This window comes from Microbispora sp. NPDC049125, assembly GCF_040802045.1.
In the GTDB taxonomy this organism is placed as follows: domain Bacteria; phylum Actinomycetota; class Actinomycetes; order Streptosporangiales; family Streptosporangiaceae; genus Microbispora.
In genome coordinates, this window is sequence record NZ_JBEZDW010000044.1 from 17,061 (window position 1) to 32,554 (window position 15,494).

The following is a 15,494-nucleotide window of genomic DNA, read 5'->3' on the forward strand; positions in this document are numbered from 1 at the left end:
AGGAGCGCAATGGACAGGACCTTCCGGATCGGCGCCCACGTCGGCCAGGACGACCCGCTCGCGGACGCGACGGCCAGGAACGCCGACGTCGTGCAGTTCTTCCTCGGCGACCCACAGGGGTGGAAGAGCCCGGTCCTGCCCGCGTCCGCCGACGCGCTGCGGGAGTCGGAGGTCGACGTCTACGTCCACGCGCCGTACGTCATCAACGTGGCCACGGCGAACAACCGGATCCGCATCCCCAGCCGCAAGCTCCTCGACGGCCAGCTCAAGGCCGCCGCCTCGCTGGGAGCGAAGGGCCTGATCGTGCACGGCGGCCACGTGAACGCCGGCGACGACCCGCAGGTCGGCTTCGACAACTGGCGCAAGGTCTTCGAACGCACCGAATGCCCCATTCCGGTGCTGATCGAGAACACGGCGGGCGGCGGCAACGCCATGGCGCGCAAGCTCGACCGCATCGCCCGCCTGTGGGAGGCGGTCAACGCGGGGGCGAAGGACGCCTCGGTCATCGGCTTCTGCCTCGACACGTGCCACTTCCACGCGGGCGGCGAGGAGCTCCTGGGCATCGTCGACCGGGTGAAGGCGATCACCGGCAGGATCGACCTGGTCCACTGCAACGACTCGCGGGACGCCTTCGACTCGGGGGCCGACCGGCACGCCAACATCGGCGCCGGCCAGATCGACGCGGAGGTCATCGTGGAGGTGTGCCGGGCCGCCGGAGCGCCGATCGTGGTGGAGACGCCGTTCGAGGGCCAGGCCGACGACATCGCGTTCCTGCGCAAGCACCTCTAGTTGTCCACAGGCTGTGGAGAAATCTCTGGATTGGCGGCCTCACGAAGCGGGTATGGACTCTGCTTCAACCGGCTCGTCCTCAACCTCCCGGCGCGGCCGGGTGCTCCGCCACAGCTGGACGAACGACACGACGGCGGCGGCGAGCATGGCGAGGTTGCGTACGACCAGCACGAGGGTTCCCGGGAGCTCGCCGCTCCAGCCGTAGTCCTCCTCGACCCAGGGATACATGATCCCGGTGAGCAGGCAGGCGGCCAGCACCAGCCAGGCGGCCGGCCGCTGGTCCGGGCCCGGCTCCCGCCGTACGGACAGCACGACGGCGGCCACGCCGGCCAGCCAGATCAGGTACTGCGGCGACAGCACCCTGCTCGTGAGCACGAGCAGCAGCACGGTGGTCAGCGCCGCGTCGTAGAACGACCGCGGGGTCGGCTTGGCCCGCAGCCACCACAGCGCCATCAGCACCAGCGCGACCGGCGTCGCGATCAGGCTCACCCGCTCGGCGACCTCCACTCCGCTCCCGACGGCCTCCATCGCGCCGTGCTGGTAATTCGTGAAGCCGTCCCACCAGCCGAGGGCCCGTGCCAGCGCGAACGGCGTGGCCGCGAGCGACTCGATCTGCAGCCCCCGCTCCTGCTGGGCGGTCACGAAGTCGAGCGCGTGCGGCATGACCAGGGCGGCCACGGCAGACCCGACAAGGGTGACGGTGAGCGTGGACCCGCCGGCGGTCAGCAGCTCCCGCCACCTCCGCAGGCCGGTGAGCAGCGCGATCGGCCAGACCTTCACCAGCAGGCCGATCCCGATCAGCGACCCGCGCACGGCCGGGTCGGCGGAGACGGTGAGCGCCATGACCGCGACCAGCGTCACCATCAGGTCGTAGCGGGAGATCAGCACGGGCCCGAGCAGCGCCGCGCCCACGACCCAGGCCCACATCCCCGTACGGCTGCCGTCCCCCTCGGGGGAACGGGTGGAAAACCGCCACAGCAGCAGAAGGATCGCCAGGTCGCACAGCAGGGCGAGCAGGTAGAAGGCGGTGTGGTAGTCCCACGGCAGCAGGCGTGGCGCGAGCATCGGCAGCGCGGCGAACGGCGGGTACTGCCACTTGTCGTCACCGTGGGGGAACTCCCCGCGCAGCAGGACGTCCGACCAGTCGTGGTACAGCGAGATGTCGTTCGTGAAGGAGTCGCTGTGCCCCACAGGGAGGACCTGGGTCGCCACCAGGAACAGCACGGCCCGGCTGAGCACCCACACCAGCAGCGCCGGCCAGACAGGTCTGCGTCGCACCTGTGCCTCCCCCTCATGTCCACAGCCGGATCGGACCGCGCGTCCACACAAGGCTAGGGCCCTGGACACCGAGCCGGACACCCGGCGAGGGGCGCAAAGCCGCGCGGGAAATCCGATGAAAGATTCACAGCCGCGCGAGGCTCAAGGGCCCCTCGCACGGCTTCACACGGCGGCGTCGGACGGCGCTCATGAGCCGTGCGCGTCCGAGCGCGGTCATGCGGCCGTGCGCGCGCGCCCCAGCCGCATGACGATCCTGTCCTTCGCGTTGTCGAACACCCCGCCCGACTGGTCGTCGATCCCGTCCTGGCGTACGACGTCGCCGTCGGGCCGCAGGATGTCCCGCACCACCAGCGCCATCAGGACGACGACCGTGAGAGCCCGCGCCCACATCGACAGGAAGTACGGCGTGTCCCCGATGCCGAGGGCGGCGTTCGCCGGGTCACGGCTGACCAGGTAGAGCCAGATCGAGAAGAAGTACCAGCATTCGGCGGCCTGCCAGGCCAGCAGCGCCCCCCACCTCGGCCGGGCCAGCACCGCGAACGGGATCAGCCACAGGACGTACTGCGGCGACCAGACCTTGTTCGTGATCATGAAGGCGGCGAGCGCGAGGAAGCAGAGCTGCATCAGCCGCGGCCGGCGCGGCGCGAGCAGTGCCAGCGCGGCGACGCCCAGCAGCAGGATCGCGAGGGCGGCCATCGCCATCGTGTTGAGCTTGCCGGAGTCGGCGAGCACACCGATCTGCTTCATCTGGAAGAAGAACCACAGCCCGCCCCAGTCGGCGCCGCGCTCGCTGCTGAAGGCGTAGAAGCGTTTCCAGCCCTCGAAGTTGATCAGCATGACCGGCACGTTCACCAGCAGCCACGTGAGCGCGGCGGCGGCCACGGTCTTCAGGAACGGCACCCACTTGGCGGTCCGCACGGTGAGCAGGAACAACGCGCCGAAGAACATCAGCGGGTAGAACTTGGTCGCCACGGCCAGCGCGAGCAGGGCTCCGGCGAGGTACTGCCGCTCACGGGACCAGGCCAGCAGCCCGCCGAGGGCGAGGGCGCCGGCGGCGAGGTCCCAGTTGATGTAGGCGCACAGGATGACGGCCGGGCCGACGGCGTACCGGAGGGCGTCCCAGCGGCGGGACGGCCCGGCGAGGGCGGCCATGACCAGCACCCCGATGACCAGCGAGATTCCCATCAGGGCCACGGTGACGTCGTAGAACACGACGCCGTCGCCGTGCGAGACCCGCCGGGCGAGCTCCATGATCCCGCCGATGCCCACCGGATACTCGACGGGGTAGTCGACGTACGGGATCTTGCCCTCGTTGAGGTGCTCCATCCAGTACAGGGGATAGATGTCGGTGTAGCAGAAGTGGGTGAACTGCCCCGGGCCGCCGTTCCAGACGCCTCCGAACCTGCAGGGATACTTCCACAGGTAGGCGAGGACGGCGCCAAGTCCCGCGAGGAGCCCGAGAGGCAGGTACGGCACCGCGCGCCGGGCGACCTCGGGCAGAGGGCCGGAGGAGTTCGTGGTCCGGGTCGTCATGGTCGGTATTGCATCACCTGGGCGGCCGGGTTGGCGACCTTCGCCCCCGGAACGGTGGCGCGGCGGGCGTTTCGGTGTGTCGCGAACCATGCCCGATCGCGCGGACCCACCCGGACCGTGCCGACCTTCCGCGTGCCGCGAACCGTGCCGGATCGCGCGGGCCCGCCGGATGCACGAGAGGGCCCGCGGCGATCTCCGCGGGCCCTCTCTGCCGAGCAGACGCTACGGCGCTCCGGTGGTGCTCCGGTTGCCCGCCCCGGACGGCGCCGTGGTCACCGGGGTGGAGGCGGGCCCGGTGTCGCCCAGTGGGTCGTCGCCGCCACCCGGCTGGCTGTTGTCCAGATCCAGGCCGGCGCCGTCATCGCCACCGCCACCGCACGACAGGTCGCCGGGAAGGCACTGCTGCGGGTCGCCACCCGGACCGGGCGGGAAGTCGGTCGGGAAGACGTCGGTCGGCGTCGGGCTCGGAGTCGGCGTGGGGCTCGGCACGATGTTCTCCGGGGTGCCGATACCGGCCTTGGGCGGGAATTCCTTGACCGGCCTGTTCGCCAGGGCGGCCATCATGAAGGTGCGCCAGATCGTGGTCGGCGCGTCGGCACCCTGGATGTTGCCCAGCGACACCTCCTTGGACGTCGTGTACGGGTTGTTGGGGCCGTACTTCTTGTCCGGCTTGTCGGCCCAGCGGTCCTCGGGGCAGTGGGAGTCCCGCGGCGGCACGACCTTGCCGCTCTTGGTCACGCACTCTTCCTTGTACATACCGACGGCCGTGGACAGTTGCGGGGTGAAACCGACGAACCAGGCTTCCTTGTTTTCGTTGTTGGTGCCGGTCTTGCCGGCGGCCGGGCGGCCGATGCCCCTGCCCGCCGCCGTGCCGACCTTGAGGACCTGCTCCATCGCGGTCACGGCGTCGGCCGCCGACTCGGGCGAGATGACCTGACGGACGTCCTTCATCTCCGGGAAGACGACCGTCTTGCCCCGCTTCACCTCCTGGATCACGTGGTAGTCCGCGTGTTTGCCCTGGTTCGCGAAGATCGAATAGCCGGCGGCCTGCTCGACCGGCGTGACGCCGACGCTGCCGATGGCGAGCTGGAAGCTGTGGCCCTGCTTGTCGTCCTCCTCCAGCGCCGCCTTGCTGATGCCCGCGCCCTCGGCGACGGACCGCACGTCGTCCAGCTTGCCCGGCAGCGCGTACGCCATGGAGGCGAAGGCCGTGTTGATCGAGTGCGCGGTGGCGTAGGTGACGTCGATCGCCGCGGGGACGTGCTCGTCATTGGTGATCGGCTTGGTTCCCGGCAGCGGGTCCGGCATGGTCTTCGTGCCCGGGACCCAGCTGTTGAGGCTGTAGCCCGCGTCCAGCCACGCCGCCAGGACGTACGGCTTGAAGGCGGAGGCCGCCTGCTTGCGTGAGTCGAACGGCTCGTTCCAGGGGTCGCTGATGTAGTCGTCGCCGCCGTAGAAGGCGACGACACGCCCGTTGGCGGGGTCCACGGCGGCCAGGCCGGCGTGGAACTCCTTCGACATGTTGGAGGTGGTGGCCTTGACGGCGGTCTGGGCGGCCACCATGAGCTTCTTGTCGAAGGTCGTGACGATCGAGTAGCCGCCGGACTTGATCTGCTCCAGACTGAGGTTCCGCCGGCTGGCCAGCTCTTTGAGCGCCTCGGTGAGCATGTAGCCCTTGAGACCGCCGAACTCCTCCGACACCTTCTGGGCCTTCGGCTTGGGGAACTTGGCCGTGGCGGCGAGGTTCGGATACTTGAGCTTCCCCTTGTCGTCGGTCATCTGGGCCATGCCACCGATGACGTAGGTGAACCGCTCCTGCGTCGGCGCGAAGTCGCCCTTCTTCTCCGCGGCGTCGAAGTTGCCCGGCTGCTGGATGCGGCCGGCGAGATAGGCGCCCTGCGCCACGGTCAGGTTCTTGGCATGAGTGTGGAAGAACTCCATGGCGGCCGCTTCGATGCCGTAGGTGTTGCGGCCGAAGGGGACGGTGTTCAGGTAGTACTCGAGGACCTTGTTCTTGGACCACTCCTTGTCGAGCTTGACCGCGATGAAGATCTCCTTGACCTTCCGCTTGATCGTCTGCTCGCTGCTGAGGCCCTGGAAGTACTTGCGGGCCATCTGCTGGGTGATCGTGGAGCCGCCCTGCGTCTGCTGGCCGGTGGCCGTCATCCACACCGACCGGGTGAGGCCGCCGAGATCGATTCCGGAGTCCTGGTAGAAGCTCCGGTTCTCGGCCGCGATCACCGCGTCCCGCACGTGCTGGGGCACCTTGTCGATCGTGACGGCGACCCGCTTGGTGCCGAGCCGCGCCAGGACCTGGCCGTCGCGATAGTAGAAGGTGCTCCCCTGGGCCGTCGCCTCCTCCTGCGCGTCCCGCTCCGACGGCAGGCTCGTGTTCGCGTACGCCACGGCGATCATGCCGAAGACGCCCGCCGCGAGCACGACGAAGGCCGCCACGACGATCTTCCAGCTCGGGAGGAACCGCTTCCAGCCCTCACGCCGGGGCTTGCTGTCGTCATCGAAGTCGTCAGGATCGCGGGGGTCGCGAGGACCTCGGCCGCCCGGCCCTCCAGGGCCCTCGGGGCCTCCGGGACCACCGGGACCGCCGCGTCCCCGGGAGCCACGACCGGGCGCGGCCCTGCGGCGGCGGCCACCCGCCGCCGGTGCCGACTCGGTGTTCTGCGCGTCCTGCTCGCGGCGACGGCCGCCGCCCGGCGCCGGCATGCCCAGCGCCTGCGTCCGCTCCTCGCCACCTTGCCCTCTGGAGCCGCCCGGGCCACCCGGCCCGGCGGGAGCGCCGGGACCCCCGGGAGCGCCCGCGTACCGCGGGTCGCGGCCGGGATCGGCGCCGCGCTCCGGCTGCCGCGGCCGGCCGGGGCCCTGTGGCGCGGGGGGTACGGCGCCCATCGACGCCGTGTCCTCGAACGCGGCCTCCCGGCGGCGCGGGTCCGGGGCGCCCTGCCGTACGGGGCCGGAGGCGGCACGCGGAGGCGCCGCGGGGGGGCGGGCGGGCTGATTGCCCCATCCCGGTGGAGGCTGCTGCCGTCCCTGGCCGGGGTCACCGTACTCGTCGGACTCCGGGGGCGTGCGACGCCGGCGCCCAGGGCGGGCTGATCCACCGGAGCCCGAGTGGTCCTCGGGACGGCCGGTCGGCTCCGGTCCGTAGCTGCTGTAAGTCACGCGTCCTCGTCAGATGTTCGGGGAATTCGTCGACATCGGCCTGGGGCCGGTAGGCGTGGCGCCTCCTGGAGGGAACGTCGCCCCTACGGGGAGGAGCCAGGGGGATCGGCTGTTCCGAGGACGAACGAGACCGCCAGATGGTTCCAGGAACAACCTTGACAGACCTCGACCACGTAGACCCTGAATTCGGCGTATTCCCGTGCCATCTCGGGAAGATCAGCGGTCGTTTTCACCTGGCCCGCGACACGTCCCAGTTCGTCCCCATACACATACGTGACGTTGGTCACGTTCCGATGCTCACAGATGGGGCAGCAGCGCGTCGTCGGCTCGCCGTGGAACCGGGCCGCCCGCAACAGGTAGGGGTGAGCGTCACACACGTCCCGCGCCCGCATGCGGCCCGCGCGGATCGACTGGATCGCCGCCCGCTTGGCGAGGGCGTAATCCACGACCGCCCGCTGTGACCACATGTGGCCCAGATTACGACCCTTTGCCAAATGATGGCCAACTATTGACACGTTGCGCGATATGACAGCGCGACGTATTCTGCCGATGTATCGGCTCGATACATCGGCCAGGCACAGGGGGTGGTTCCAGTGACGAGCTCTCGTGGAGGCGTGCTGGAGCTCGCCGTGCTGGGATCCCTGAACGAGACTCCCCTGCACGGCTACGAACTGCGCAAACGGCTCAACACGCTCCTCGGCATGTTCCGCGCTTTCTCCTACGGCTCGCTGTATCCCTGTCTGCGGGGTCTTCTCAACGACGGCCTCATCGTCGAGGAGGAGCCTCCGGAGGACACCGTGCTCGGCCGGCGATCGAAGATCGTCTACCGGCTGACCGCGGAGGGTAAGGAGCGGTTGCAGGAGCTGCTGAGCCAGTCAGGTCCGTCCGCCTGGGAGGACGAGAGCTTCGGCATCCGTTTCGCGTTCTTCCGCCATACCGAGGCGGAGGTGCGGCTGCGCATCCTCGAAGGACGCCGCAGCCGTCTCGAGGAGCGCCTGGAACGGGTCCGTACGGCTCTCGCCCGCACGAGGGAACGGCTGGACGACTACACGCTCGAGCTTCAGCGTCACGGCCTGGAGTCGGTCGAGCGCGAGGTCCGATGGCTGAACGAACTGATCGACTCCGAGCGGCGGGGCGGCACGGCGGGTTCCGCCGGGCCCGGCGCCTCTCGGGGACCGGCGCAGGCCGATGAGGAAACGACTCTCAGGGCGCAGGCGCCCGAGGCAGATAAGTAAAGGAGCGAGTGCCATGGGTTCGGTGCGCGTAGCCATCGTCGGTGTGGGCAACTGCGCGGCGTCGCTGGTGCAGGGCGTCCACTACTACAAGGACGCGGATCCGGGCAGCCGGGTGCCGGGCCTGATGCACGTGCGATTCGGTGAGTACCACGTCGGCGACGTCGAGTTCGTCGCCGCCTTCGACGTGGACGCCAAGAAGGTCGGCCGCGACCTGTCGGAGGCGATCGTCGCCTCCGAGAACAACACGATCAAAATCACTGACGTGCCGCCCCTGGGCGTGACCGTGCAGCGCGGGCCCACGTTCGACGGTCTCGGCGAGTACTACCGCGAGATCATCGAGGAGTCCGACGAGGAGCCGGTGGACGTGGTCCAGGCGCTCAGGGACGCGCGGGTCGACGTGCTCGTGTCGTACCTGCCCGTGGGCTCCGAGGAGGCCGACCGCTTCTACGCGCAGTGCGCCATCGACGCGCGTGTGGCCTTCGTCAACGCCCTGCCCGTCTTCATCGCCTCCGACCCCGCGTGGGCCGCGAAGTTCACCGAGGCCGGGGTGCCGATCGTGGGCGACGACATCAAGTCGCAGGTCGGCGCCACGATCACGCACCGGGTGATGGCGAAGCTGTTCGAGGACCGCGGCGTGGAGCTGCTGCGCACCTACCAGCTCAACTTCGGCGGCAACATGGACTTCATGAACATGCTGGAGCGCAAGCGCCTCCAGTCCAAGAAGATCTCCAAGACGCAGTCGGTGACCTCCCAGATCCCGCACGAGATGGCCAGGGCCGACGTGCACATCGGCCCGTCGGACCACGTGCCGTGGCTGGACGACCGCAAGTGGGCGTACGTCCGCCTGGAGGGCAGGTCGTTCGGCGACACCCCGCTGAACCTGGAGTACAAGCTCGAGGTGTGGGACTCGCCCAACTCCGCCGGCATCATCATCGACGCCGTCCGCGCCGCCAAGATCGCGCTCGACCGGGGCATCGGCGGGCCGCTGCTGTCGCCCTCGTCGTACTTCATGAAGTCGCCGCCGGAGCAGTACTCCGACGACGAGGCCCGCGACGCCGTCGAGAAGTACATCAACGGCGACGTCGAGCGGTAGCCCTCACCGTCCCGCAGGCGAACGGGTGATCCCGCTCCCCGCCGTGACCACGAGCCCCGGTTCCCTGCGAGCCGGGGCTGTCGCGTTCACGGGCCCGGGCGTGAGCCCGGTTCCGTACGAGCGAGGGCCGGCGCGTTCACGGGCCCGGACGTGCCGCGACGGGAAGCTCCGCCGGGTCGGCCACCGGCCAGGCCAGCGGGTCCGCCCCGAGCGCGGTGAGGAGCGGCACCTGTTCCCTGGCCCACGGGGAGATCGGCATCTCGCCGCTCATCACCTCGTCGGCGAACGTCTTCCAGGGCATCCACCGCACCGCGCCCACCTCGTCGGCGTTCGGCACGGCGTCGTGCGCCACCAGCACCCGGTAGACGGGGCAGAGTTCGTTCTCCACCATCCCGTTGTCCATCACCGCCCGGTAGGAGAAGCGCGGCAGGATGAGGTCGACCGCGTCGACGCGCAGCCCGAGCTCGTAGGAGAGCCGGCGCACCACGGCCGACGCGAGCGGCTCGCCGGGCAGGGGGTGCCCGCAGCAGCTGTTGGTCCAGGCGTCGGGCCAGGTGAGCTTGGTCCCCGCGCGCCTGGACAGCAGCACGCGGCCGTCCCGGTCGAACACGTAGCTGGAGAAAGCGAGGTGCAGGGGGGTGTCGCCGCCGTGCACGGTGGACTTGGGCGCGGTGCCGATCGGGTTGCCCTCGCCGTCGACAAGCACCACGTGTTCCTCGGAGGTCACCCTCCGAGAGTACGTGATCATGTCGGTTCTCACCTGCCCCGCCCCGGATCCGCCGGCGCCGCCTCCCCCCTCCCGGCAGGGAACGCGGTGCTCACCAGGCCGGCAGCGCCTCCGGCGCCCTTCGGCCGGACGCCACCCTGCCAGGGGCATGCCAGGGTTCGCCCGGATGCCGCCCGGCGGCCCCCCGCGTAGGCTGTCGCCGTGTCATTCGCCTCTGATCTGCGCGCCGTCCTGGAGGGCCGGGACTTCCGGCGGCTGTTCGGGACCCGCCTGGTCTCGCAGTTCTCCGACGGGATCTTCCAGTTCGCCGTAACCGGCTACGCCGTGTTCAGCCCCGAGCGGCAGGCGACGGCGACCGAGATCGCGGCGGGCATGGCGGTGCTGCTCCTGCCGTACAGCATCCTGGGGCCCTTCGTCGGAGTCTTCATCGACCGCTGGTCGAGGCGTCAGATCCTCGTCATCGCACCCGTCGTGCGCGGGGCGCTGCTGCTGGTCGCGGCCGCCCTCGTCGCGGCGGGCGCCCCCGACGGCGCGTTCTACGCGGCGGCGCTCGGCGTCCTGGGCGTGAACCGGTTCTTCCTGGCGGCGCTCAGCGCGTCGCTCCCGCACGTGGTGCCGGCCGAGCGGCTCATGATGGCCAACGCGGTGACGCCGACCTCGGGGACGGTCGTCACGTTCGTCGGCGCCGGCGCCGGCCTCGTGCTGCGCCTGGTCTTCGGCTCTGGTGACGGCGGCACCGCGGTCCTGCTGATCGGCTCGGGGCTGGTCTTCGGGCTGAGCGCGCTGATCGCGCGCACCATGGACCGGGGGCTGCTGGGCCCCGCCTACGACCCGGCGCGCCCGCAGGCACGCGAGGCCGTACGGCACGTGCTGAGCGGCCTCGTCGACGGCGCGCGGCACCTCGCGCACCTGAGGAACGCGGCCGCGGCCCTCGGCGGCATGGCCACCCACCGGCTCCTGTACGGCACGACGCTGGCGGCGGTCGTCATGCTCTACCGCTACTACTTCACGACCAACACCGAGGACGCGCTGCGGGGCATCGCCATGGTGCTCGCCACGTCCGGCGCCGGCTTCTTCGCCGCGATGCTCGTCACCCCCTGGGCGACCGAGCGGGTCCGGATCGAGAAGTGGATCCCCTCCATGCTCGTCACCTGCGGAGTTCTGGGGTTCCTGCTCTGCGCGACGTTCCAGGAGTGGGCGTTCATGGTCGCCGGCTTCGTGCTGGGGGTCGCCGGGCAGAGCGTGAAGATCTGTGCGGACACGGTGGTGCAGCGCGACGTCGCCGACGCCTACCTCGGCCGGGTCTTCTCCCTGTACGACATGCTCTTCAACGGGATGACCGTCCTGGGCGCCGTACTCGCGGCGGCGCTCCTGCCCCCGAACGGCAAGTCCTATATGGCCCTGTCCGTGATCGCGGGAGGCTACCTGCTCGGCGCGGTGATCTACTGGCTCGTCGTCTCGGGTAACGCCCGCCAGCCCGCCGTCGCGACCGAGTAACCGCGCGCCGAGGCGGCCCGGCGGGGCCCGGCACCGGTGCCGTTCAGCGGAGGAACGCCAGCGCTCGCCCGGCCACCACCGCGGCTGTTCTGCCTTCCGGGCCGAAGTGGTTGAGACCCTCCAGGGTCTCCAGGACGACCTCGGGAAGCGTGTCGCGCAGGGCGGCGCAGTTGGCCCTGGTCGCGGCGGGGCTGCGGCTGCCGACAAGGATCAGCACCGGCACCCTGACGGCGGCGTACTCGGGCAGCCGCCCGTACTGGGCCGCCACCTGCTCGTGCTCGGCCAGGTTGGGTTCGAGCAGGCTCCGCCAGGTCGGCCCGCGGAAAACGACACGGAGCACCAGGCGCAGGTACCAGTCCGGCATCTTGGTCATGAAAGGCGGTGCGCCTCCCGAACCGCGGATGAAATGGATGAACGCTCCATAGGGATCACCCGCGGCGAGGCGTTCACGGTAGGGCGCCATCCAGGCGGTCGGCTCGGGCTGGGCGATGACGCCGGGTTCGTAGACGGCGACGCGGTCGAAGACCTGGAACGCGCGAGCGGTCTCCATGACGACCAGGCCGCCGAAGCTGTGACCAACCGCCAGCCGCGCCCCTGTCTGCTTCTGGACGGCGATCAGGTCTTCCACCTCCTTGGCGAGGCTGTAGCCGGGCCCTTGGGGGCCGCTGGCGCCACGCCCGCGCCGGTCGACCACGTGCACGGTGAAGTCTCCGGCCAGCGCGGTGGCCAGCGGCAGATAGTGCTCGGCGGTGCGGTTGGCGCCGCCCACGAGAAGGAGGCCGGGGCCGGATCCCATGCTCAGGTAGCTGATCGGCGTGCCGTCGGCGGAGTGAACGATCGTGCTCATGCGGAAACCTCACGTTCCTTTTCCAGGCGGTCGAACGTCTCCAGCAGCTGGGTGGTGTAGCCGAGCAACCGGTCGTACGGCACGCCGCTCTCGGCCACCACCATGGCCAGCCGGTCTTCCAGCGTCCGGCTCCCCGCGGCCACCAGTTGCGCGCCCCGCTCCGTCAGGCCCAGCCGGCGGCGGTTGCCCCCGGCCGGGTCGGGCCGCACGTCAAGGAGCCCCTCGCCGGCCAGGACGCCGGTCATCCGGCTCACTGACGGCTCGGTGACGCCGAGGTAGTCGGCCAGGACCCTCTGGGTGGAGCCGTCCAGCTCGCCCACCAGGGCCAGAACGAGAAAGCGGCTGTAGGACACGTGGTGCTCGGCCCGCAGGATCCGGTCGGCCGCCCGATCGAGGCGGGCCGTCAGAACGTGCAGGGAGAAGCTCAGGCCGTGTTCCATGCCAAGTAACTTAACATCTCTAACTTAGAGACTGCAAGTTACTGGGAATGCGGAGTTTCACCACCGCACCGGACGTCCTTACGGAGACGCCGTGTGATCAGAGTGATGGCGTCGCAAGGTGACTCGACATGTCACCCGGGGTGACTAGAGGGAGGCCGCGGCGACCATCGCGCCGGTGATCCGCTCGACGTCCGCGGGCTCGCAGGCGTACGGCGGCATCGTGTAGATCAGGCGGCCGAACGGCCGGAGCCAGACCCCGTGCTCCATCACGGCGTGCTGCACCCTCGCCACGTCGACGGGCTCCGTCATCTCGATCACGCCGATGGCGCCGAGCACGCGGACGTCCCGTACGGCCGGCAGCCCCGCCGCCGGCGCCAGGCCCTCGGCCAGCCCGGCCTCGATCCGCTTGACCTCCTCGCGCCAGGGCCGCTCGGCCAGCACGTCCAGGGAGGCGTTCGCCACCGCGGCGGCGAGCGGGTTGCCCATGTAGGTCGGGCCGTGCATCAGCACGCCGATGCCGTCCGCCACCTCCTCGGTGCACAAGGTGGCGGCGAGCGTCATGTAACCGCCGGTCAGCGCCTTGCCCACGCACATGATGTCCGGCCTGATCCCCGCGTGGTCGCAGCCGAACATCTCCCCCGTACGGCCGAAGCCGGTCGCGATCTCGTCGGCGATCAGGAGGACGCCGTGCTCGTCGGCGAGCTCGCGCAGGCGCCGCAGGTACGCCGGGTGGTAGAAGCGCATGCCGCCCGCCCCCTGGACGACCGGCTCGACGATGATCGCGGCCAGCTCGCCCGCGTGCGCGGCCACCAGGGCGGACAGCTCCGCCAGGTAGGCGGCGTCGGGGCTCTCGGGGAGCGTGCCGGGACGGAAGCCGTACCCGCCGGGGGGCAGGGGCGCGAAGACGTGGCCGGGCAGCACGCCGGAGAACAGGTGATGCATGCCGTTCACGGGGTCGCAGACCGACATCGCGCCGAACGTGTCGCCGTGGTAGCCGCCGCGCACGGTCAGCAGCCGCGACCTGCCGGGCCGCCCGGTCGCCGCCGCGTGCTGCAGGGCCATCTTGATCGCCACCTCGACCGCCACCGAGCCGGAGTCGGCGAGGAAGACCCGGCCGAGCCCGGTCATCCCGGCGAGCGTGCGCGCCAGCCGTACGGCGGGCTCGTGGGTGAGGCCGCCGAACATGACGTGGGCCATCGAGCCGAGCTGGTCGCGTACGGCCTGGTCGAGCCTCGGGTGGCGGTAGCCGTGGATGGCCGCCCACCACGACGACATGCCGTCCACGAGCTCACGGCCGTCGGCCAGGGTCAGCCGCACGCCTTCGGCGCCGCGTACGGCGTGGACCGGGACGCCGGACGGCACCGCCGTGTAGGGATGCCACACGTGCTCCCGGTCCAGCCGGAGGATCTCCTCGGCGTCCATCTACGCCGTGATCCCGTTGGCGCGGGCCCAGGCGAGCAGAGCCTCCCTGGCGGCCTCCTTGCCGATCAGCCCCTCGTCCATGCGGATCTCCAGCATGTGCCGGTACGCACGGCCGACCACCGGGCCAGGAGGGACGCCGAGGATCTCCTGGATCTCGTTGCCGTCGAGCTCGGGCCGGATCTTGGCCAGCTCCTCCTCCTCGGCCAGCCGCGAGATGCGCTCCTCAAGCTGGTCGTAGGTCCGCGACAGGGTGGCGGCCTTGCGCTTGTTGCGGGTGGTGCAGTCGGCCCGGGTCAGCTTGTGGAGCCGGTCGAGCAGGTGCCCGGCGTCGCGGACGTACCGGCGGACGGCGCTGTCGGTCCACTCCCCCGTGCCGTACCCGTGGAAGCGCAGGTGCAGCTCGACGAGCTGCGACACGTCGGCCACGACGTCCTTGGGGAACCGCAGCTCGGTCAGCCGCTTCTTGGCCATCTGCGCCCCGACCACCTCGTGGTGGTGGAAGGAGACCCGCCCGCCGGGCTCGTTGCGGCGGGTCTTCGGCTTGCCGACGTCGTGGAGAAGGGCGGCCCAGCGGAGCACGCGGTCGGGCCCCGAGGTCTCCAGCGCGATCGCCTGCTCCAGCACGATGAGCGTGTGCTCGTAGACGTCCTTGTGCCGGTGGTGCTCGTCGATCTCCAGCCGGAGCTTCGGCAGCTCAGGCAGGACGTGGGCGGCGAGCCCGGTGTCCACGAGCAGCGTCAGCCCCTCGCGCGGGTGCTGCCCGCCGATGAGCTTGTCGAGCTCCTCGCGGATCCGCTCGGCGGAGACGATCTCTATGCGACCGGCCATCGCGGTCATCGCCTCGACCGCCTCGGGCGCCACGGTGAACCCGAGCTGGGAGGCGAAGCGCGCCGCGCGCAGCATCCGCAGGGGGTCGTCGCCGAACGACTGCTCGGGGCTCCCCGGCGTCCGCAGCACTTTCGCCGCGAGGTCGGGCAGGCCGCCGTGCGGGTCCTCGAACTCCAGGCCGGGCAGCCGGACCGCCATCGCGTTCACCGCGAAGTCGCGCCGGGCGAGGTCGCCGCCGAGCGTGTCGCCGTACGCCACCTCGGGCTTGCGGGAGGCCGGGTCGTACGACTCGCTGCGGTAGGTGGTGATCTCCAGCAGCCAGCCGTCCTTGCGCACGCCGACGGTGCCGAAGTCGATCCCGATGGTCCAGACGGCGTCCGCCCAGTCCTTGACGATCTCCAGCACCCGTTCGGGCCGGGCGTCCGTCGTCATGTCGAGATCGTTGCCGACGCGGCCGAGGAAGACGTCGCGGACGGAGCCGCCGACAAGGGCCAGCTCATGGCCGTGGGACGCGAACAGCTCGCCGATCTCGTCGGTCACGGGGGCGATGCGGCGGAACAGCTCGCTCACGGCGCGCTGCTGGCCGTCGCTCAGATTTGAAACGGACAAGGCTGGGTAGGTCCTTCGG

General features: G+C 70.5%; 13 protein-coding genes. 4 read left to right on the plus strand and 9 right to left on the minus strand.

The genetic code is table 11. The features are described from left to right. Positions 1-9: 9 nt before the first annotated feature. A complete protein-coding gene (locus AB0B72_RS34495; protein WP_367743607.1) occupies positions 10-789 on the plus strand; it encodes a deoxyribonuclease IV in 780 nt (259 codons plus the stop codon). A 39-nt stretch (positions 790-828) separates the two neighbouring features. Here the strand turns inward: AB0B72_RS34495 and AB0B72_RS34500 are convergent, their stop codons facing one another. The 4 genes from AB0B72_RS34500 to AB0B72_RS34515 all read right to left on the minus strand — a co-directional run bounded on the left by AB0B72_RS34500 (position 829) and on the right by AB0B72_RS34515 (position 7,244). Continuing rightward, positions 829-2,067 (minus strand): glycosyltransferase 87 family protein, encoded by a 1,239-nt coding sequence (locus tag AB0B72_RS34500; RefSeq protein ID WP_367743608.1) that lies wholly within the window; start codon positions 2,065-2,067, stop codon positions 829-831. Positions 2,068-2,280: 213 nt separating this feature from the next. Then, positions 2,281-3,600 carry a glycosyltransferase family 87 protein gene (locus tag AB0B72_RS34505; RefSeq protein WP_367743610.1) on the minus strand — a complete coding sequence of 440 codons (1,320 nt, stop codon included), beginning with the start codon at positions 3,598-3,600 and terminating at the stop codon, positions 2,281-2,283. 222 nt (positions 3,601-3,822) lie between these two features. Beyond that, positions 3,823-6,777 carry a transglycosylase domain-containing protein gene (locus AB0B72_RS34510; protein ID WP_367743611.1) on the minus strand — a complete coding sequence of 985 codons (2,955 nt, stop codon included), beginning with the start codon at positions 6,775-6,777 and terminating at the stop codon, positions 3,823-3,825. 83 nt (positions 6,778-6,860) lie between these two features. After that, on the minus strand, positions 6,861-7,244 hold the full coding sequence (locus AB0B72_RS34515) for a DUF5318 family protein (protein WP_367743612.1): 384 nt from the start codon (positions 7,242-7,244) through the stop codon (positions 6,861-6,863). Positions 7,245-7,370: 126 nt separating this feature from the next. Between AB0B72_RS34515 and AB0B72_RS34520 the strand changes: the two genes are divergently transcribed. Continuing rightward, positions 7,371-8,012: a helix-turn-helix transcriptional regulator gene (locus AB0B72_RS34520; RefSeq protein WP_367743613.1), complete on the plus strand. Its 642-nt coding sequence runs from the start codon at positions 7,371-7,373 to the stop codon at positions 8,010-8,012. Between the two features lie 13 nt (positions 8,013-8,025). Beyond that, positions 8,026-9,105: an inositol-3-phosphate synthase gene (locus AB0B72_RS34525; RefSeq protein WP_367743614.1), complete on the plus strand. Its 1,080-nt coding sequence runs from the start codon at positions 8,026-8,028 to the stop codon at positions 9,103-9,105. Positions 9,106-9,241: 136 nt separating this feature from the next. Here the strand turns inward: AB0B72_RS34525 and idi are convergent, their stop codons facing one another. Then, on the minus strand, positions 9,242-9,832 hold the full coding sequence (gene idi / locus AB0B72_RS34530) for an isopentenyl-diphosphate Delta-isomerase (protein WP_367743615.1): 591 nt from the start codon (positions 9,830-9,832) through the stop codon (positions 9,242-9,244). Between the two features lie 201 nt (positions 9,833-10,033). Between idi and AB0B72_RS34535 the strand changes: the two genes are divergently transcribed. Further along, the gene (locus AB0B72_RS34535; RefSeq protein WP_367743616.1) at positions 10,034-11,329 is read left to right on the plus strand and encodes an MFS transporter; all 1,296 of its coding nucleotides are present in this window, start codon (positions 10,034-10,036) and stop codon (positions 11,327-11,329) included. 43 nt (positions 11,330-11,372) lie between these two features. On the opposite strand, the gene AB0B72_RS34540 is transcribed toward AB0B72_RS34535, so the two are convergent. The 4 genes from AB0B72_RS34540 to AB0B72_RS34555 all read right to left on the minus strand — a co-directional run bounded on the left by AB0B72_RS34540 (position 11,373) and on the right by AB0B72_RS34555 (position 15,475). Then, positions 11,373-12,176, minus strand: a complete 804-nt coding sequence (locus AB0B72_RS34540) for an alpha/beta fold hydrolase (RefSeq protein WP_367743617.1) — start codon at positions 12,174-12,176, stop codon at positions 11,373-11,375. Then, entirely contained in the window at positions 12,173-12,616 is a 444-nt protein-coding gene (locus AB0B72_RS34545) for a MarR family winged helix-turn-helix transcriptional regulator (RefSeq protein WP_367743618.1), read from the minus strand. The genes AB0B72_RS34540 and AB0B72_RS34545 overlap by 4 nt, the downstream gene beginning before the upstream one ends. 144 nt (positions 12,617-12,760) lie before the next feature. After that, positions 12,761-14,038: an adenosylmethionine--8-amino-7-oxononanoate transaminase gene (locus AB0B72_RS34550; protein ID WP_367743619.1), complete on the minus strand. Its 1,278-nt coding sequence runs from the start codon at positions 14,036-14,038 to the stop codon at positions 12,761-12,763. After that, positions 14,039-15,475 carry a CCA tRNA nucleotidyltransferase gene (locus AB0B72_RS34555; protein ID WP_367743620.1) on the minus strand — a complete coding sequence of 479 codons (1,437 nt, stop codon included), beginning with the start codon at positions 15,473-15,475 and terminating at the stop codon, positions 14,039-14,041. It abuts the gene before it with no gap. Positions 15,476-15,494 lie beyond the last annotated feature (19 nt).